This is a genomic window from Ferroacidibacillus organovorans (genome assembly GCF_001642725.1).
Classification (GTDB): domain Bacteria; phylum Bacillota; class Bacilli; order Alicyclobacillales; family SLC66; genus Ferroacidibacillus; species Ferroacidibacillus organovorans.
Genome location: NZ_LSUQ01000055.1, coordinates 1 through 17,659 on the forward strand (window position 1 = coordinate 1; position 17,659 = coordinate 17,659).

Annotated in this window: 20 protein-coding genes, 2 tRNA genes and 1 pseudogene; 16 read left to right on the forward strand and 7 right to left on the reverse strand. The window is 50.2% G+C overall.

From position 1 onward, the window contains the following. Positions 1-123: 123 nt before the first annotated feature. The gene (locus AYW79_RS12655; protein ID WP_067566618.1) at positions 124-585 is read left to right on the forward strand and encodes a PIN domain-containing protein; all 462 of its coding nucleotides are present in this window, start codon (positions 124-126) and stop codon (positions 583-585) included. Positions 586-993: 408 nt separating this feature from the next. Here the strand turns inward: AYW79_RS12655 and AYW79_RS12660 are convergent, their stop codons facing one another. Further along, positions 994-1,272 carry a CGCGG family putative rSAM-modified RiPP protein gene (locus AYW79_RS12660; RefSeq protein WP_067566620.1) on the reverse strand — a complete coding sequence of 93 codons (279 nt, stop codon included), beginning with the start codon at positions 1,270-1,272 and terminating at the stop codon, positions 994-996. Positions 1,273-1,561: 289 nt separating this feature from the next. Here AYW79_RS12660 and AYW79_RS15640 point away from each other — a divergent pair, with 289 nt between their 5' ends. The 8 genes from AYW79_RS15640 to AYW79_RS12695 all read left to right on the forward strand — a co-directional run bounded on the left by AYW79_RS15640 (position 1,562) and on the right by AYW79_RS12695 (position 8,104). Further along, entirely contained in the window at positions 1,562-1,726 is a 165-nt protein-coding gene (locus tag AYW79_RS15640; RefSeq protein WP_156481883.1) for a hypothetical protein, read from the forward strand. 73 nt (positions 1,727-1,799) lie between these two features. Then, positions 1,800-2,642, forward strand: a complete 843-nt coding sequence (locus AYW79_RS12665; RefSeq protein WP_067566622.1) for a hemerythrin domain-containing protein — start codon at positions 1,800-1,802, stop codon at positions 2,640-2,642. A 336-nt stretch (positions 2,643-2,978) separates the two neighbouring features. After that, positions 2,979-3,404: an SRPBCC family protein gene (locus AYW79_RS12670; protein ID WP_067566624.1), complete on the forward strand. Its 426-nt coding sequence runs from the start codon at positions 2,979-2,981 to the stop codon at positions 3,402-3,404. Between the two features lie 121 nt (positions 3,405-3,525). Beyond that, positions 3,526-3,906, forward strand: a complete 381-nt coding sequence (locus AYW79_RS12675; RefSeq protein ID WP_197461001.1) for a MarR family winged helix-turn-helix transcriptional regulator — start codon at positions 3,526-3,528, stop codon at positions 3,904-3,906. A 316-nt stretch (positions 3,907-4,222) separates the two neighbouring features. Next, positions 4,223-5,143 carry a ubiquinol oxidase subunit II gene (locus AYW79_RS12680; RefSeq protein ID WP_231877876.1) on the forward strand — a complete coding sequence of 307 codons (921 nt, stop codon included), beginning with the start codon at positions 4,223-4,225 and terminating at the stop codon, positions 5,141-5,143. A gap of 18 nt (positions 5,144-5,161) precedes the next feature. After that, complete coding sequence (locus AYW79_RS12685) at positions 5,162-7,132, forward strand: cbb3-type cytochrome c oxidase subunit I (RefSeq protein WP_067566628.1); 1,971 nt, start codon at positions 5,162-5,164, stop codon at positions 7,130-7,132. 2 nt (positions 7,133-7,134) lie between these two features. Next, on the forward strand, positions 7,135-7,764 hold the full coding sequence (locus AYW79_RS12690) for a cytochrome (ubi)quinol oxidase subunit III (protein WP_067566630.1): 630 nt from the start codon (positions 7,135-7,137) through the stop codon (positions 7,762-7,764). Position 7,765: 1 nt separating this feature from the next. After that, positions 7,766-8,104, forward strand: a complete 339-nt coding sequence (locus AYW79_RS12695; protein ID WP_067566632.1) for a cytochrome o ubiquinol oxidase subunit IV — start codon at positions 7,766-7,768, stop codon at positions 8,102-8,104. Positions 8,105-8,370: 266 nt separating this feature from the next. Here the strand turns inward: AYW79_RS12695 and AYW79_RS16290 are convergent, their stop codons facing one another. The 3 genes from AYW79_RS16290 to AYW79_RS12705 form a co-directional block, all read right to left on the reverse strand. After that, a complete protein-coding gene (locus tag AYW79_RS16290; protein WP_269449069.1) occupies positions 8,371-8,502 on the reverse strand; it encodes a hypothetical protein in 132 nt (43 codons plus the stop codon). Between the two features lie 182 nt (positions 8,503-8,684). Beyond that, positions 8,685-8,761: transfer RNA gene (locus AYW79_RS12700), tRNA-Pro, on the reverse strand. A gap of 14 nt (positions 8,762-8,775) precedes the next feature. After that, positions 8,776-8,858 (reverse strand) — tRNA-Leu (locus AYW79_RS12705). Between the two features lie 251 nt (positions 8,859-9,109). On the opposite strand from AYW79_RS12705, the gene AYW79_RS15645 reads away from it, so the two are divergent. The 5 genes from AYW79_RS15645 (at position 9,110) to AYW79_RS12725 (ending at position 13,469) form a co-directional block, all read left to right on the forward strand. Further along, positions 9,110-9,280: a hypothetical protein gene (locus AYW79_RS15645; RefSeq protein ID WP_156493906.1), complete on the forward strand. Its 171-nt coding sequence runs from the start codon at positions 9,110-9,112 to the stop codon at positions 9,278-9,280. Beyond that, complete coding sequence (locus AYW79_RS12710; RefSeq protein WP_067566634.1) at positions 9,261-10,340, forward strand: tellurite resistance/C4-dicarboxylate transporter family protein; 1,080 nt, start codon at positions 9,261-9,263, stop codon at positions 10,338-10,340. The genes AYW79_RS15645 and AYW79_RS12710 overlap by 20 nt, the downstream gene beginning before the upstream one ends. A gap of 99 nt (positions 10,341-10,439) precedes the next feature. After that, a complete protein-coding gene (locus AYW79_RS12715) occupies positions 10,440-10,877 on the forward strand; it encodes a universal stress protein (protein WP_067566652.1) in 438 nt (145 codons plus the stop codon). A 268-nt stretch (positions 10,878-11,145) separates the two neighbouring features. Further along, the gene (locus AYW79_RS12720) at positions 11,146-11,781 is read left to right on the forward strand and encodes an alpha/beta hydrolase (protein ID WP_067566636.1); all 636 of its coding nucleotides are present in this window, start codon (positions 11,146-11,148) and stop codon (positions 11,779-11,781) included. Then, positions 11,778-13,469 (forward strand): M14 family metallopeptidase, encoded by a 1,692-nt coding sequence (locus tag AYW79_RS12725; RefSeq protein ID WP_067566638.1) that lies wholly within the window; start codon positions 11,778-11,780, stop codon positions 13,467-13,469. Before AYW79_RS12720 ends, AYW79_RS12725 begins: the two co-directional genes overlap by 4 nt. An 89-nt stretch (positions 13,470-13,558) precedes the next feature. Here the strand turns inward: AYW79_RS12725 and AYW79_RS12730 are convergent, their stop codons facing one another. Further along, positions 13,559-14,584 (reverse strand): NADH:flavin oxidoreductase/NADH oxidase, encoded by a 1,026-nt coding sequence (locus AYW79_RS12730; protein WP_067566639.1) that lies wholly within the window; start codon positions 14,582-14,584, stop codon positions 13,559-13,561. Between the two features lie 112 nt (positions 14,585-14,696). Here AYW79_RS12730 and AYW79_RS12735 point away from each other — a divergent pair, with 112 nt between their 5' ends. Further along, positions 14,697-15,329, forward strand: a complete 633-nt coding sequence (locus AYW79_RS12735) for a hypothetical protein (RefSeq protein ID WP_067566644.1) — start codon at positions 14,697-14,699, stop codon at positions 15,327-15,329. Between the two features lie 10 nt (positions 15,330-15,339). Here the strand turns inward: AYW79_RS12735 and AYW79_RS12740 are convergent, their stop codons facing one another. Beyond that, positions 15,340-16,479 carry an NADH-dependent flavin oxidoreductase gene (locus AYW79_RS12740; RefSeq protein WP_067566646.1) on the reverse strand — a complete coding sequence of 380 codons (1,140 nt, stop codon included), beginning with the start codon at positions 16,477-16,479 and terminating at the stop codon, positions 15,340-15,342. Between the two features lie 115 nt (positions 16,480-16,594). Here AYW79_RS12740 and AYW79_RS12745 point away from each other — a divergent pair, with 115 nt between their 5' ends. Continuing rightward, a complete protein-coding gene (locus tag AYW79_RS12745; RefSeq protein WP_067566647.1) occupies positions 16,595-17,224 on the forward strand; it encodes an FMN-binding negative transcriptional regulator in 630 nt (209 codons plus the stop codon). Between the two features lie 7 nt (positions 17,225-17,231). Here AYW79_RS12745 and AYW79_RS12750 read toward each other — a convergent pair. Continuing rightward, positions 17,232-17,659, reverse strand: a pseudogene (locus AYW79_RS12750) (peptidase M28); the annotation flags it as partial.

Below are 17,659 nucleotides of genomic sequence, written 5' to 3' on the forward strand. Positions count from 1 at the left end.
AGTGAAGTAGGAACCGTGAGTTGATTCTAGCCTCTGCGTTTCATTAACGTGGGGGCTATTTTACGCTTACTATTGGACGAGTGTAGAGCAGGAGATCAAGAATTAGCACAACGGCGGTTAGGTGTGGTCACGGAGTTTCCCGTTCTGAGAATTACAAATGAAGTGATCAAGCTTGCAGAAACGTACGTTCAACTTCTTGAGATTCCAGAACGGGCCAAGGTTGATGCTGTCCATTTGTCGGTTGCCGTGATATACGAAGTCGACTATTTATTAACGTGGAATTGCAAACACCTTGCTCATGGCGGAATCCGTACAAAGATACACCGATACAATCGGAGGCATGAGTTGCATGAGCCAATGATTGTAACGCCACTCGAACTAATGGGAGGTACGGATGATGAAATGGAATGGAATGACCCCATTGTTGAAGAAGTCAGAGCAACTCGAGAACGGTTGCTACAGGAAGCTGGGGGATTTGATGCCTATATTAAAAAGCTCAGAACCCTGGAACTTGAGCACCCGCAAAGGCTACTGTCAAAAGACGATTTAAAATCCAAAGAGTCAATCCCGAGCCGTGATAATTGAAAGCATTCAATACGGGACTGGGTAAATGTGTAAGTCTGTAAAGTAGCCCGGTGTCGGACCTGCTCATATCTACAGTATGAAGCTGTGTAAGCCACAATTCTGGTGCAACTTTTGATGCAACAACGAAACAGCGATCAAACCATGTGAATACGTTTTGATACATGACATTGAGTGCGGAATGCCCATCACAACACCGTTCATTTGCTTTCTTCACAACTCAATCCCACGCTCTGCACCTTTGCCATCGCAGCCTTTTAATCAGGGTGTCGATGGTTCGAGTCCATCATGGCTCACCAAGGAAAACCGCGCGATTGCGCGGTTTTTTGCTGTGCAGTGGGGCGGGGAAAAGGCAGGGATTGTGGTTTGGTGCAACTTTGGTGCAACTTTGGTGCAACTGGGGAGTCGGGTTTATGAAAAGTACAAGCGGTCAGTTTGCCTGCGGGTCACGCGATATACGTAACCTCCGCAACCGCATTGATCGATAAAGCGGATATGGATTTGGTTTCCAAAGTGGTTTTGCAGAGCTGGAACCAAATAATCATCTGGGTTTCCATGGTTTTGAGCCACCGCCAAATTCACGAAATAACCGGGAGTTGTTTTGTAAATTGCCTCCATGGAGTCTTTCAGGATGAGGTCACGGTCTAGCGCGTATTCTTCCGTCTCCAGATTGATGGACCAACTTCCCATACGATTTTCCTCCTCGTCACGAAGCGGTATGCCTCCATGATGCAATCGTTAAAACCACGATGCTGTGACGAAGAGCACACTGGGCATAAATCGAGGGTGGTAACCTGTTTGTGCGAGAAGTTGGGGCGTCTCACATGGGTGGCAAAGGTTCAGGTCATACGGATCTGATCCATAAGATCGAAATGATTGATGTCACTTGTCTAGCATTCGTTCGATGCAAGGGAGATTCGACCGCGCATTGCTCGGTAAGTTGCTGCGGCACGCAGACGTTTGATTGCAGGCAAAATACATGCTGCTCATGCGTTGTCTGGGTCTGCTTAAGACCGTCCTAACGACGCTTACGCCTGATGAACCCGATTGGGTTGGGGTGCTTTCAGACCATGCGCTGCCGATTCTCTTAGGCGGCCTAGAACCATCGGTTCAATCGTTGACTGGGAGGCAAATCGGTAAGTGATCTAGCGCACAGCGTGATCCGTCCAAGAATGAAAAAATACAATTGAGGCTTATAAGGATGGGGAGGTTTGATCATGGAGAAATATTCGCTGCAATTTCGAGAACAGTCGGTTCAGAGTGTACTGAAAAGAGGCGAGAGCAAGTTTGTTCAGCTTTCATTGGAGCCTGGGGAAGGGCTCACAAAGCATCGCGCGCCATTGGCACTCACCGTTATTGTACTGACGGGTCAAATTCGCTTTACCGTCGGTACGGAGAGTGAGGTGCTGAACGCCTCGGAGATGTTGGCGATCGAGCCGACGGTTGAGCATGCCGTGGAAGCGCTTGAAAGAAGTACGGTGTTGCTTGTTTTGACACCGAATGGCGTGCCAACGAAAAACTCGACGGCGGCTGGAGAGCAAGCGTTGGAACATGAAAATGCATACCAGCACCCGGAGCTCTTGAAACAAATTGCGCCTGAATTGCGGCCCTTGGTTCACGATCATATTCATGTCTGTAGCGTACTACATGCCGTGGAACAGTCTCTAGATCGAGAGATGATTCGGACAACCCTAAACACGATTGAACAGGAACTGAAGAATCACTTCAAGGCAGAGGAAAATGTACTGTTTCCGCGGATTGCAAATCATATCGGTGGAATGGACGTGGGGCCGATTGCAAGACTGCTCGAAGAGCACCGTGCTATTTCTCGTTTGCATAAAGAAGCGGAGGAACTCATGACGGTTGATGAACACGGGGATGAACACGCTCGTTCACTATTGACGAACAAGGTATTGGAACTGTCGACGATGCTGCTCAATCACCTTGGAAAAGAAGACAGTCACTTGTTTCCGATGGCGAGTCGGTTACTCACGTCAGACGAAAAGGCTGTCATCGCGAATGAATTGAGGGAGTATGACTCGATCGGGTCTGTACAGTAATCCAATTTTGAGCGAGGAAGATGTGTACCGTACATTGGTTTGCCTGACCAAAAACAACGCAGAGTTACGTATGCCCGTCTTGGCTGAGTGAGTAAAAATCCGGCGCGAGTGTCTGTTGCTGCAAAGCGCCGGATCATGTCATCCGCAGATCGTACCTTTTCGTCGGGGATGTTTGAGTAAGGTGCAGCTTATGTGAAAGATGCGCTGAGTGAATATAGGATTTATCTGTATATTGATAATAAGGCGAAATTAATAAGAAAGATATTCTTGACGAATTATAATATGTTCACTTATAATAATTGAGTATACGAAATAGGGTTAGGGGGAGAAAATAAAATGTGGAAATATGAACACATGATAGAAACTGAAGCAAGTGCTGAGGCAATATGGTCGCTCTATTCAGATGTATCGACGTGGACGAAATGGGATACAGGAATCGAAGATGTGGAACTGAGCGGCTCTTTTTGTGACGGATCATTTGGCAGCATAACACCGAGAGGACAGAGGGCGCTGATCTTCAAGCTTGTGGAAGTGCGTGAGAAAGAATGCTTCACGGATGAAACGGAGATTCCTGGAGCAGGCGTCACCATTCGCTTTACTCACAGGTTGCAAACTCTTGAGAATGGGAAAACACGAGTGATTCACCAGGTGATGATGATTGGACCTGCAGCAGATAAATTGGGACATCAAATTGGACCAGAGATTACATCGGAAATTCCAAAAACCATGCAAGCACTAGCAACAGTTGCATTACACATGTAGCGCAATGGAATTGAAAATTGATTTCTTAATGCAAGGGTGAGCAATTTTGGTGCGAAAATTTAGTTCCGAATTTGAGAAACCGGCTGATAGCCCTGGTTTTTTGCTTTGGCAGGTTTCAAATTTGTGGCAACGAAAACAACGAGATACATTAAAGACGCTTGACGTAACACACACCCAATTCGTACTTCTAACAACGCTGTTATGGCTCGAACAGTTGAATGAACCTATCACACAGGTTCAATTGGCACATCACACAAAGGTCGATGTGATGATGACATCTCAGGTGTTACGTACGTTAGAGAAAAAAGAACTTGTACATCGCAGTTCCCATCCTGCGGACACGCGCGCAAACCAAATTCACACAACAATGAAAGGAAAGGAAATCGTGGCAAAGGCGCTTCCGATGGTAGAACAGGTCGATCGAGAATTTTTTTCGCGAGGAATTGGAGATTGTGAACAATTTGTGCAGTTGTTTCAACAACTGTTAAACGAATCGCGTTAAGGCATATTTGTCGCATCCATCTTTATGCAAACACAACAAAACCGCGCGATCGCGCGGTTTTGTTGTGTTTACTTCAATCGAGGTAAAGAAGGATTTTAGGATTGGAACGCATGTCTAGTCTGATCAGACCATGAAGAATTAGTCCGTTTGGATGGATTCCGCCTAGCAGGCTTATGTCTTACTCGCGCGCGAACTGCGAGCTATGCTCGTGATGCAGTCGTAAACGATACGTACTCATCAGATGCGAGGCTCATCTTGAGGGGGGCGACGTTTACGACGTCGCGTGACACAGCATGAAAGAAAGGAGTGAACTAACGTGCATGACAAAGCGAAAAAGCGACGCATCCGCTACGGCATGCTTGGCGCTTCTGCAATGACCCTGCTCTTGTCAGGGTGTGGTCCTCAATATATGGTGCTTGATCCAGTCGGTCCAGTTGGACGAGAAGAGCTTCATTTAATTATACTCTCGGTCATCCTCACCGGAATTGTTATCATACCTGTTTTGGCACTCTTAGTTTTTATCGTTTGGCGTTATCGTGACAAACCAGGCAACCGTGCGCCGTATCAGCCAAAGTGGTCTGAGAGCCGCGTCCTTGAAGTGATTTGGTGGGGGATTCCGATCGTGATCGTCGGCATTCTCGGTTACTTCACCGAAAAGACGACGTTTGCCCTTGTTCGACCGCCGGAAAACAACATCGCACCAATCACCATTGAAGTGACTTCGCTCGATTGGAAGTGGCTTTTCCAATACCCTGACCAAAAAATCGCAACTGTGAATTACGCGGTCATTCCTACAGGTGTCCCGATCAATTTTGTGCTCACATCAGACGCCCCTATGAACTCATTTTGGGTGCCGCGACTTGGTGGGCAAGAGTACACCATGCCTGGAATGGCGATGCGTCTATGGCTTCAGGCGAATCAATCTGGGACGTATTATGGCCATGGCGCAAACTTCACAGGTCGCGGTTTCGCACATATGAACTTTAACGTCATCGCAAAACCTGCGACGCAATTTTATGGGTGGGTTCAGCGTGTGAAATCGACTTCACACCCGCTTACACGAGCGATTTACGCACAGCTTAAAATACCTAGCGTCATTGGAACAACCCAGTATTCTTCCATTCCGCCCAATTTATTTAACGGAACGGTATGGGCAGACGGTGGAAAATACATGCCGGGCATGCTGCCAGCGCAGGGTACGGGTTCCAACTCCATGAAGCACAATTCCACTCAATAAGAAGGGAGTGACAGGCACATGCCAGTTTGGCTAACACATTTTACGACGACCTATTTGATGTGGAATGAAGGCCCTATGATCTGGGGCTCAGATGTATTGATTCTTCTCACAATGCTTGGCATTGTTGTGACACTCACGCGATTGCGTCGGTGGAAATGGCTCTGGCGTGAATGGCTGACAACGGTTGATCACAAAAAAATCGGCATCATGTATCTTCTTGCAGCACTTATAATGATGTTTCGCGGCGGCGTCGACGCACTATTGTTGCGCACACAGCTCGCTGTCCCAGGAAATCACTTTTTAAGCGCCGAACACTATGATCAAATCTTTACGACACACGGTACGATCATGATTCTGTTTATGGCGATGCCCTTTATTTTCGCCTTATTCAATATTGTGGTACCGCTACAGATCGGCGCCCGCGATGTTGCGTTTCCCTATTTAAACGCGATTTCTTTTTGGTTATTCTTTTTTGGCGCCATGCTCTTTAATATTTCCTTCGTCTTTGGGGGATCACCGGACGCTGGGTGGGTCAGCTATCCACCACTCTCAGAGCTCGGGTTTGACTTTGGCCCCGGAGAAAACTACTACCTGCTAGCCTTACAGATTTCCGGTATCGGCAGCATCGCGACTGGGATCAACTTCTTGGTTACCATTTTTAAGATGCGTGCGCCCGGAATGAAACTTATGCGGATGCCACTCTTTTCATGGTCGGTTGTTGCGGCGAGTGTTGTCATCATTTTCGCCTTTCCGGCGCTGGCCATCGCCCTTGCGCTGCTTACGCTTGATCGGGTTGCAGGTACGCACTTCTTTACCATCTTACACGGTGGCGATCCGATGATGTTTGTAAATCTCTTCTGGGTATGGGGTCATCCGGAGGTGTATATCGTCATCTTACCCGCGTTTGGCGTTTACTCGGAGGTGGTCGCCACTTTCGCGCGAAAACGCGTCTTCGGTTACTCATCGATGGTGTTATCACTCATGCTCATTAGCGTCATCAGCTACTTTGTGTGGGCTCATCACTTCTTTACGATGGGCGCAGGGGCGGGCGTTAACACGTTCTTTGCCATCGCGTCGATGCTTGTCGCCATACCGACGGGTGTCAAAGTGTTCAACTGGTTGTTTACGATGTTTCGCGGGCGGATTCGCCTGACACTTCCCATGCTCTGGACAATTGCCTTTGTCCCGTGCTTTACCATCGGCGGGGCGACCGGTGTGATGCTGGCCGCAGCGCCTGCAGATTATCAATACCACAACAGCTACTTTCTGATCGCCCACTTTCATCAGGTCTTGATCGGAGGCGTCGTGTTTGGAATGCTCGCTGGTATGTACTACTGGTGGCCTAAAGTATTCGGCTTTATGCTCGATGTTCGGCTTGGAAAAATTGCGTTTTGGCTCTTTAACATCGGATTTTATGTCTGTTTCATGCCGCAATACGCGCTCGGTTTCATGGGGATGCAGCGCCGCATGTACACCTACCCGACCGACATGGGCTGGGGAACGCTCAATTTTATCTCAACCATCGGCGCCTACATCATGGGACTCGGGTTTCTGTTCATCGTCATTCAAGTACTTTACAGTATCAAACATGGGGAGCGCGACCTAACGGGCGATCCGTGGGATGCTCGGACACTTGAATGGTCGCTGCCATCTCCGGCTCCACACTACAATTTCGCCGTGATTCCAACGGTGACAGAGCGCGACATGTGGTGGGAACTCAAAGAGCGGAAAGAGACCGATCGTCTCAAACTGAAATCGGATATGATCACGCCGATTCACATGCCGAAAAATTCTGGTCGACCTTTCCTCATGGGAGTATCATTCTTCATCGCTGGATTCGGATTGGTCTTTGAATGGATTCCTATCGCGGTACTTGGGCTCATCGGCATTCTACTCAGTTTACTCTTTCGAGCATTTGAGTATGGCGATGAGCACACCATTCCGGCTGATGAAATTCGCGAGACGGAAGCCGCATTGGGGAGGTTGTAATCATGGCATTTATCGAATATGCTCTCCACGGACGTGTGGCGAACGAAGAAAAGCCGCTCGAGTATCAGGATCCAGAACAATCCATCAAAATTCTTGGTTTCTGGATTTTTCTAGCAACCGATATGTTGCTCTTTGGCTGTTTGTTTGCAACGTATCTCGTATTGCGCACACACACGGACGGAGGATTGACCGCAAAACAACTGTTTGATGTTCCCGGTTTTGCGACTGAAACGTTTTTGTTATTGACAAGCAGCTTTACAGGCGGGCTCGCGACACTCGCGATGCGCAATCGAAATAAGTCGGCCGTGCTGGCCTGGATCGCCGTAACGGTGTTGCTGGGACTCGGCTTTCTCGGCTTTGAAGTGAGTGAGTTTGCTGCAAATGTGGCGAGAGGGGCAACGATGCAGCGCAGCGCCTTTCTCTCCGCATTCTACACACTCGTCGGTACGCACGGACTTCACGTATCGATCGGCATCGGCTGGATGATTGTGACGTGGATTCAAATTGCCCGCAAAGGCATCACGCGGGTCACTGCGCGCAAGTTGTTTGTCGTCAATCTGTATTGGCATTTTCTCGATGTGGTGTGGGTCTTCATCTTCACAGTTGTCTATTTATCTGGGGTGGTGATGTAAGGTGAATGTGGAATCTGAAAAAGTGGATGGGGGAATCCATCCAAAACATTCGGCGAAGAAGTACATTGTCGGATATCTCTCTTCTCTTGTGCTGACCGCGCTCGCGTACACATTTGCGCTAAAACGCTCCTTTACACTAGGGCCGCTGCTCATCGTACTGATGGTGTTGGCTGGTCTGCAAATTGTGGTTCAATTGTATTTCTTTATGCACGCCACAGAGGGGGATGGACCTCCATTCCATCTAGGAGCACTCGTACTTGGGCTCTTCTTTACGTTCGCCGTTGCGCTGATGTCTGTCTGGATCATGGGATTTCCTGCATTCAGCGCACGAGTTTCGTAACGTATCGCCTCGCCGCTGTACGTAAAGAGGCAAGACGCGGATGCGTCTTGCCTCTTTACGTACAGCGGCGAGGCGTGTTGCAAAGGGTAAATCCCATAACGTTCAGCGTTCGTTAGTATGCTCCGCCAGCCCCGCCACCGTAAGTTGGTACAAAGAGGAAGAACAGTACGAAAATAATCAAAAACACAATCGCCCATTGGGTGTAGTTCCCAAACGTGCCCATGTGAATCCCTCGCTTTCCTTACCCATTCACTGAATTGAGAAACTTAGTACGCGCCGCCAACGCCTGCACCCGTTGTGCCATAGCCGCCACCGATACCTGGAACAAGCAAGAAGAACAGTACGAAAATAATCAGAAATACAACAGCCCAACGCGTATATCCTCCAAATGTACCCACTCACATTCCCTCCTCTCGTTTCACCTTCATAAGGTATGTGCATGAGCAGGTTGTGTACTGAGTCGATCGCCCGTTTTTAGAACTTGAGTCTAGATAATCATGGAACGTTGCTCTAACCGAATTCTTGATGTGGGGAAGATTCTATGTAAAAGTAAAGAGCCCGTGTTCACGGGCTCTTTTTGTGGTCGGAGTTACAGGATTCGAACCTGTGGCCTCCTGCTCCCAAGGCAGGCGCGCTACCAAGCTGCGCTAAACTCCGAAGTAAATCCATCGTGGTGCGGGTGAAGGGACTCGAACCCCCACGGTTGCCCGCCAGATCCTAAGTCTGGTGCGTCTGCCAATTCCGCCACACCCGCATGGTATGAAGATCTCGCCATCAGGTGGCTTAGGATTGAATCAAAACCACTGCTATCACAATATAAAGGATGCACAGGGAGATGTCAAGGAAGAATGACATAAAAAGAAGGAAATCTCCCATGATGAATGCAATTGTCGTAGTATAAAATGTAGAGGGGGTGCGCGATAAGATCGCGTGAAACCCTGATCATGCGCATCTATGATTCCTTTATGGGGGTGTGCGTGACGAATGAGAGTGGAGGGAGTCAAAATGCGTTTAAATACGGGAGATCACGTGAAACACCCCGATCATCATCTTGACGGCCAAGTGATCGACGTTCAGATCAACCCGGCGTGCTTATTACGTACACTCGTGATAACGTGGGAAAATGGCGAGATAGAGGAATGGAGCGAGTGGGAATTTGGCCCAATCGAAGACTGACGCGATTTCAACGCGCATTAGGGAATGGGTTCAATCGCGCGTTCGCGCAATGAGTCCCGCCTATTTTTCAGTGGTCATGGCGACAGGGATTCTCTCTGTCGGGTCAGAATTGAACGGTTGGAAAGCTTCTTCAAGTTTTTTTCTAGCGATCGCACTTATTTTCTACATCAGCTTATTGATTTTGTATGGGTGGAGGTGGACGCAATTCGCTTCACACATGCGGACGGATTGGGTTCATCCAGAGCGCAGCTTTGGATTTTTAACACTGGTAGCGGCGACGGATGTACTCGCGATTCGTCTCAATGGAACGCATGAGTTCTGGTTAATGAGTGTACTCACCGTGTTTGGACTCCTCTCGTGGATGGCGCTGCTGTACTTGCAGTTTGCGTATCTGATCTTTGAAAATGAACGCCCGCTTGCGGCGATTGTCAATGGGTCATGGCTGTTGGCACCTGTCGCAACGCAGTCGCTAGCAATCATTAGCGCGCTCGTCGCGGCGCACATCGGAGATGAGCGTGAGTGGCTCTTGGTCGCATCGTTTGCGTTTTGGGCGCTCGGAATCCTTTTTTATCTTTTATTTATCGTGTTTATTCTTTATCGGTTCTTTTTTAGTGGCGTACGCCGGGAAGATCTCGCCCCATCGTACTGGATTAACATGGGGGCGATGGCGATCGCAACGGTCGCGGGGACGCACCTTGCATCGCCAGAATTGGGATCCCCCTTCTTGCATCTCATACACTCTTTTGTCGTCGCTCTCACCGTCATGATGTGGGCGTGGGGGAGCTTTTGGATTCCTCTGCTTCTCATCATGGGAGGATGGAAGTATCGCTCGTGGCATTCGCTCTTTCGCTATGAGACTGGCTTGTGGAGTGTCATTTTTCCGCTAGGTATGTATGCTGTGTCGCTTTCTTTCATCAGCCACTTTCCAGGACTGAGCTTCTTGTCGCTTTTTGCACCGGTATTTCTTTTGATCGCAATTATGGCTTGGTGCATTACACTTTTGCTCTGGGTGATCGCCACGGCGCAAGCGCTGAAAGGTTTGTACCAAGAGTCAGCTTAATTTGTCAATCGGCCATTCGGACTAAATTTGAATCATCGTTTCGAATCTCTTAAAGGAGCGGAAGATGGAGCATAATGAGTGGAGAAGGGGGAAACGACGATGAACCACATTCTGTATGCGACAGACGGTTCGAGCGCGTCACGCGAGGCGATTCCAATGATTTCTGATTTTTTGAATCGCTGGACCGAAGCAAAACTGACCGTTCTCTATGTTTCGACAGCTTATCACGATCCGCTCTATGCGGGGAGCATTCCTGGAGTTCCAACCCTTGCAGAACCTGAGTATAACGACGAGATCGTCGCCGCGATAAAAAAGGAAATTGTCGAGGAAGCTTTTTTTAAGTATGGCGATCGCATTCGTTTTGAGCAACATGTAGGTTATCCAGCGACGGTCATCTGTGAAATCGCAAAAGAGCGCTCTGCAGATTTGATCGTCATGGGCAGTCACGGCAGAGGCACGCTTGATCGATTGCTGATTGGAAGCGTGAGCCACGGTGTCCTCAATCGATCTCACGTGCCAGTGCTGGTTGTGCGCTGATTGCGATACCTGATTCCGAATTAAGACAGCGGGGATGCTGAAACACATCCCCGCTGTCTTTTTTAGTACCCGAGTAGCGCTTGCGGTGTTATTTGCGCCAACGGGAAGAGTTGCGAACCTTTTGCCGTGTTCTTCCACGTCAATAGGAATTTTTGAGTCGTAGAATCCATTACGCTAGAATGGGAGGTGTTGAGCTGATGGACGCATTCACGTACGATTGTCGCTGGAATGGATTTGCGCGATGGCACAGAAGCGGAAGGGGAGTTTGATGAATTTTCATCACACGTTTGTACAAAGCAAAGTGAATCATAAACAAACCTTGATTCTCTTGCACGGGACAGGAGGCGACGAACATGATCTGCTCTCGCTTGGAACGTTCTTGGCGCCACACGCTTCGCTTTTGGGGATTCGTGGTAAGGTGAAGGAGGGGCAGGCAAATCGTTTTTTTCGTCGACTCTCTGAAGGAGTATTTGACGAAGCGGATTTGCTCTTTCGAACACGTGAACTCTCGTCCTTTCTTGATGAGGTAAAGGATCACTATGGACTGTGGGATAACGAGTGGATCGCAGTCGGTTATTCGAACGGCGCCAATATCGCGGCGAGTATGTTACTCCTTGAACCGGCGGTGTTAACGTCTGCACTCCTCTTTCGCGCGATGATGCCGCTCACGCCTCCCCGCTTACCTGATCTCAAGCGCCACTCTGTCTATCTGTCCTCTGGACGCGAGGACCCGATTGTACCTCATGCGTCGAGTGAAAGATTAGAAGAAACACTTCGGGCAGCTGGCGCCGATGTGACGCATGATTGGCAGAACGCTGGACACGGGGTGCTGCAATCCGAATTTACGAGTGCTAAAACATGGTTGGCATCGCATACTGGGAAACCTTGGGGGGATGAGCCATGAAGGCGCTCTATTGGGGATTCACTGCGATGTGGGATGAATTGAGCCGACTCGCGCAGAAATACCCGACGCTCATGCGGGTCGAGGTTATGGGGACGAGTCGAGAAGGGCGCGCGATTCCGGTTGTGACGCTGACTCAGTTTGCGCGCGCAACAGCGGAAGAAAAATCGGCCGTTCTCGTCGACGCGAACATACACGCAGGAGAAGTGACAGGGAATGCCGCTGCGATGTACTGGATCACACAGTGTCTTGAAATGTATGGAAATGACCAGGAAATTACAGCATTGTTAGACGATCACACGGTGTACGTTGTCCCGAGGCTTTCCGTGGATGGCGCTGAAGCTTACTTGACAACACCTGCATGGTTGCGATCAAGCCCCCACACGTATCCCTATTCCGCACCGCCAGAAGGATTTTATCCTGACGATGTAAACGGCGACGGCGTCATCCTGCATATGCGTATTCCTGCAGAAGACGGCGCGTTTGTTCCGGATGAGTTGGATCCGCGTGTGATGCGACAGCGCAGGCCTGGTGAAATTGGGGGAACCTACTATCACGTATTTCCAGAAGGGCGCATCCATCGCCAATCTCGCTCCGGGGATCTGCCACCGTTTGCCAGAGCGTACAACCGCGCGCGCAGCGGCATGGATTTTAATCGTAATTTCCCGATTCGCTGGGCGAATGAAGCAGGACAAGACGGTGCCGGCCCATTTCCACTCTCGGAACCTGAACTGAGATGTTTTGCACAATGGATCATCGCCCATCCAAACATTGCTGCCTATGCGGCGCTACACACGTCAGGCGGGGTCATCCTGCGACAGCCTTCAACTGGAGATGACACCGTTTTATCGTCATTTGATCGTCTTCTCTTCACGCGTGTCGCTGATATGGGCGCAGAGGCCAGCGGGTACTTTGCAGGTTCAAACTTTGAGAAGTTTGCGACAGGTCACGAAGCGGTGTTGATGCCGGGCGCCGCAGATGACTGGATGTATGATCATCTCGGGATTCTCGGATTTACCATCGAGCTTTGGGATTTGGCGCACCGCGCGGGTGCTCGCGGCTATGGCGAGTACGGAATGCGCCATATGATCCAACGAACGCCTGATGAACGCACGGACGATGAGCGGAAAATCTATGCCTGGGTGGATCGGGAAGCTATTGATCAAGGGGTTTTTCCCTGGACTGCGTTTCATCACCCCGATTTTGGCGATGTAGAAATCGGCGGACTTCATCCTAAATACGTCATTCAAAATCCACCTTTACATCTTTTGGAAGAGGAGTGCGCGCGCATTTCGCCGTTTTTAACGCGACTTGGATTGAGCACGCCGAAACTTCGCATTCCTTATCTCCGTGTTACAAAAGAGGCGGATCATGTGTATCGCGTCGTTGCAGAGGTTGCAAATGGCGGCTTTTTGCCGACAACGAGCACAGAGAAAGGAAAAACGCATACACTTGACAAACTCACAGCCACGTTGGAGGGGACTGTTGAATTCCTTTCCGGAAGCTCGCCTTACATCATGGACCATCTCGATGGGTATGGCGGCCGCGATGCGTGGGCAACGCCGATTCGTCAGCGCGGTGTTGTGGAGTGGGTGGTGCGCGGGGCGTCTGACGAGGAAGTTACGATCAGTTTTTTTGCGCCACGCGCGGGTCGTGTTTCCCGATCGTTCAGGTTGTCCTTTGAGGCGTGAGCGATTGATTGAATCGTGCATGTTTGATTTGCGCTGATTGGGCAGGCGTGAGATCATGGGATCGGCGATTAGAAAAAAGAAGCCCGCGCCTAAAACGCGCGGGTATACTGTTTAGGAACATCGGGTGTCGCGCGCAGCGCAGTTGCTGCGTGGAGTGGCCAGTAAGGGTCTTTGAGCAATCCGCGCGCGACGGCGACAAGATCAGCGTCTCCGTTTGCAATGACAGCTTCTGCAAGCGCGGGATCTTCGAGCCGGCCCACTGCGATCACAGGGGTGTGGAGCGCTTCTCGAATGGCGCGCGCGAACGGCACCTGGTAGCCAGGCGATGTTCCTGGTCGTCCACCTGAACCAATCGGACCTTCGCCGCCAGAACTCACGTGAAACAGATCGACACCCGCTGCTTCATAGGCTTTGGCCAGTTCAATCGTGTGGGACAAGCCGTACCCGCCTTCAACATACTCTACGGCAGAGAGTCTCATGATCAGTGGCATGGAGGGTGGAATCACCGCTTTTACTGCGCGAATGACCTCGACGCCAAAGCGCGCCAGATCTTGCCCGTACGCATCTTGTCGCTGGTTTGTGAGCGGAGATTGGAACTGATGGATCAGATAGCCGTGTGCTCCGTGAATTTCAAGTGTGTCAACACCCGCTTTGACTGCGCGAATCGCCGCGTCTGCAAATTTTCGCACCATCGTTTGAACCTCATCGACCGTCAGCGCGCGCGGCATTTTATAGCGCTCGCCAGGAAAGGGAATCGCAGAAGGAGCGACCGGTTGTGGCGCATCTTCTGCTTTGCGCCCTGCGTGCCCAAGCTGAATCCCGATCTTTGCGCCGTGCTCGTGAACCGCATCGATGATGCGCGTAAATGCAGGGATGTGATCGTCGGACCAAAGTCCGAGATCATAGTCGGTAATTCGACCGTCCGGCTCTACGTCGGTCATTTCCATGATGACAAGGCCGACGCCGCCGATTGCGCGCGTGACATAGTGAACAAAGTGCCAGTCGTTTGGAATTCCGTCTTTTGCAGTCACGGAGTATTGACACATCGGCGCCATGACAATTCGATTCTTAAGATGAAGTTGTCCCTTTTCAAAGGGTGTAAATAACTCTGCCATGAACAATTCCTCCCAAAGTCATTACGCTGTTTCTCATTTTGCGACAGCTTTTTTTAAAAGTTTACCTATTTTACGTCATTCATGCCAGTGATAGAGAGGAATTCACAACACAATGACAGCGTCTCCCAAAAAACGAATCAATACAAACTCAGTCATTTTCATGGTCATCGTGGCCGCATTGCTGCTCATTGCAACTATGTTTTATCCAGTTTCCACGTCGCTTGGACAGGGCATCAATGAGAATGTCATCTCGCGGTTTGCCGGAGTCTACAATATAAGCAGCCATCAATTTGTTCTTGCGTTTTACAACCAAAACACAGAGCAGGGCGAAGTGCCGATCGCCCCGCTGCCGCTCTCTTTGTTTCACGCATCAGCCATTCCCAATCAACGGGTTACGCAGGATGATCTGCCAGCGCTCTTGACCGATGCGATGCAAACAAACGCAACACTACTCGAGCAAGAACTTGGAACGAACTATAATGCGCCTGGATTTCTTGCACCATTTCCACACAGCCCTGTCGCCTATACGGTCTCATTTCTAAAAGACTTGGCAAAGCAAAAGATGAATCTTGCAGCTTTTGGCGGACCGAACATACCACCCGGCTCAGTCCCGTATGGTAAATTGCCAGGCGGAGTTTTACATATCGATACGAAGGCGGATGGGAATGTGATCGCCCAGTGTCAGCCTGGACAGACGCCGCCCGTTTTAAAAGCGCTCAACCCGTCAATCGTCTCCTTTGCGTAACGCCTTCGCGTTATGCATTGGATGACATCGCAATCGGAAACCAACCAGGTGTGTGCGTGATGGCATTCCACAATGGCGTGGGCACGACGAGCCGTTCTTGATCGCTAAGGGAGAGTTCCGTCGCGATGGCGTGCTCATCGCCCCGCTCCACTTTTTGCACCCAGTCCGGTTCGATGATGATCTCGCGCCCCAGAGCGATCAGAGCACATCCTGTTGAAGATTGCGCGTCAATCGCATCGTCTGGTGTCTTGATCGATCCGACGCCGATGACTGGCAGATCGTTTCCCGCGCGCTTTACGATGAGTGCGATGCGAGAGGTTGACTGATCTGATCCTGATTTTGGCGGTGTGCGGTAGTCGGTCGCGGAAACGTGGAGATAGTCCAACGCCTTGCTTTTCAGCGCGTCAATCAACACGTTTGTATCTTCCATTTTTAGTCCCTGTTCATGTGCCTCTTCAGGCGAAAAACGGTAACCGATCAAAAATTCGTTTTTTGCGTGCTCCTTGACAACACGCGTCACTTCATCAACGATCATGAGTGGAAACGTCAATCGATTTTCCCTTGAACCGCCGAATCGATCGTTACGCTTGTTTGTGTAGGGTGAGTAGAATTGCTGGATCAAATAGCCATTTGCTCCGTGGAGTTCGACACCGTCAAATCCGGCTTCAATGGCGCGGCGTGTCGCTTCGCCAAAATCGCGCACGATCTGCACGATTTCTGGCTCTGTCAAAGGGCGCGGCGTCGGTGCACCTTCTTTTTCTTCAGCGACATCACTCGCGCTGACGACGTCGCGATTGGGAACGAGGTCTGGCGCGCACGCGCGACCCCCGTGAAAAATTTGCAGAACCGCTTTAGCACCTTGCCTTTTTATGGCGCTCGCGAGGCGAGATAGCCCCTCAATGCGTTCGTCACGTTCGGCGCCAAACTCCCCAGGGAATCCTTTGCCGCTTGGCGAGACGAAAACGCAGGCTGTGATTACCATACTCACACCGCCAGTGCGACGCTCATAGTAGCGAATTTCATCGTCAGACACGGTTCCGTCAGGGTGAGATGAGAAGTGTGTCATCGGAGCCATGATGATGCGATTCTTCAACTCGGCACCTCTTCGTAGGCGAATCGGTTGAAAAAGCGGCTGGTAAGATGAATTCAAGAAAAACACTCCCTTTTTTGATATAACTAAACTTATTAAAGCGTCTCGACTCATTGTAGCTTTCTGTGTGACACGCGTCAAACCTAAGTGGGCTATGGAAAGAGGAGGAATTTTTATGTATACACCCGCTTCATTCGGCATGCATGATGCTGAAACGTTTGAACTCATGCGTTCATATCCGTTTGCTACATTATGCTCAGTTTCAAATACTGACATGCTTGTATCACATGTGCCGCTCGTGTTCAAAGAAGCGTCAATGACGCTTCACGGACATTTTGCGGCAGCCAATCCTCACGCGAAAATTCCCGAAGGATCCACAGTGCTGGCCATTTTTCATGGTCCGCACAGCTATATCTCTTCAGGCTGGTATGAAGAAGAGCGCGCTGTTCCAACGTGGAACTATCAAGTGGTGCACGCGAAAGGAACGATCCATTTTTACGAGGAGAACGAACTGCGCGACAGCGATCTAAAGCAACTCATTCTCCAACATGACCCCCATTTGCCTCTGGTGGATTCGCTCCACGAGGGATGGGTTCAAGCGATGGCACGAGGGATTCGCGGTTTTTACATTTCTGTGAAACAGCTCGAAGGAAAGTCTAAATTAAACCAGAATCGATCACTGGAAGATCAGCGTCGCGTCGCACAAAGATTGCAGCATTCAAACCGTGAGGAAGAACGCGAAGTCGCGTCTCGCATGGATAAAAACCTGAAGACTCGTCACCCCTCTGACGGCGCAGAGGGGTGACGGAGGATTATAGATCGCGCAAGTCGTTTAGAACACCGTGATCCAAGCGTTTGATCACTTCGGTTAAGAGCGCTACACCGTGGTCGAAGTCTTCTTGGTGGTAGACAGCTGCGTGGCTGTGAATATAGCGCGTGGTGCAGCCAAAGGCGACGGAGGGAACGCCGGAGCCGTACATGTGAAAACGTCCTGCATCCGTACCACCCCCCGCGATCGATTCGACTTGTAGTGGAATTTTTGCATCGGACGCGGTGTCCATGATGAAGTCGCGAAAGCGCGGGTTGGGGAGCATTGAACCGTCATAGATCAGTAAAATTGGGCCTTTGCCGAGTGCTGAAAGGGCATCGTAACCATCGATGCCCGGCGTGTCACCAGAAATGCCGACATCGAGCGCGATTGAAACATCCGGTTTGATGTGATGGACAAGCGTTTGTGCGC

Excerpts from the sequence above, each read along its gene's own strand:
- AYW79_RS12660 (WP_067566620.1), bottom strand. The coding sequence starts at position 1,272 with ATGGGAAGTTGGTCCATCAATCTGGAGACGGAAGAATACGCGCTAGAC.
- AYW79_RS12670 (WP_067566624.1), top strand. The coding sequence starts at position 2,979 with ATGTGGAAATATGAACACATGATAGAAACTGAAGCAAGTGCTGAGGCA.
- AYW79_RS12720 (WP_067566636.1), top strand. The coding sequence starts at position 11,146 with ATGAATTTTCATCACACGTTTGTACAAAGCAAAGTGAATCATAAACAA.
- AYW79_RS15645 (WP_156493906.1), top strand. The coding sequence starts at position 9,110 with ATGCGTTTAAATACGGGAGATCACGTGAAACACCCCGATCATCATCTT.
- AYW79_RS12745 (WP_067566647.1), top strand. The coding sequence starts at position 16,595 with ATGTATACACCCGCTTCATTCGGCATGCATGATGCTGAAACGTTTGAA.
- AYW79_RS12735 (WP_067566644.1), top strand. The coding sequence starts at position 14,697 with ATGACAGCGTCTCCCAAAAAACGAATCAATACAAACTCAGTCATTTTC.
- AYW79_RS12665 (WP_067566622.1), top strand. The coding sequence starts at position 1,800 with ATGGAGAAATATTCGCTGCAATTTCGAGAACAGTCGGTTCAGAGTGTA.
- AYW79_RS12725 (WP_067566638.1), top strand. The coding sequence starts at position 11,778 with ATGAAGGCGCTCTATTGGGGATTCACTGCGATGTGGGATGAATTGAGC.
- AYW79_RS12730 (WP_067566639.1), bottom strand. The coding sequence starts at position 14,584 with ATGGCAGAGTTATTTACACCCTTTGAAAAGGGACAACTTCATCTTAAG.
- AYW79_RS12685 (WP_067566628.1), top strand. The coding sequence starts at position 5,162 with ATGCCAGTTTGGCTAACACATTTTACGACGACCTATTTGATGTGGAAT.
- AYW79_RS12715 (WP_067566652.1), top strand. The coding sequence starts at position 10,440 with ATGAACCACATTCTGTATGCGACAGACGGTTCGAGCGCGTCACGCGAG.
- AYW79_RS12690 (WP_067566630.1), top strand. The coding sequence starts at position 7,135 with ATGGCATTTATCGAATATGCTCTCCACGGACGTGTGGCGAACGAAGAA.
- AYW79_RS15640 (WP_156481883.1), top strand. The coding sequence starts at position 1,562 with ATGCTGCTCATGCGTTGTCTGGGTCTGCTTAAGACCGTCCTAACGACG.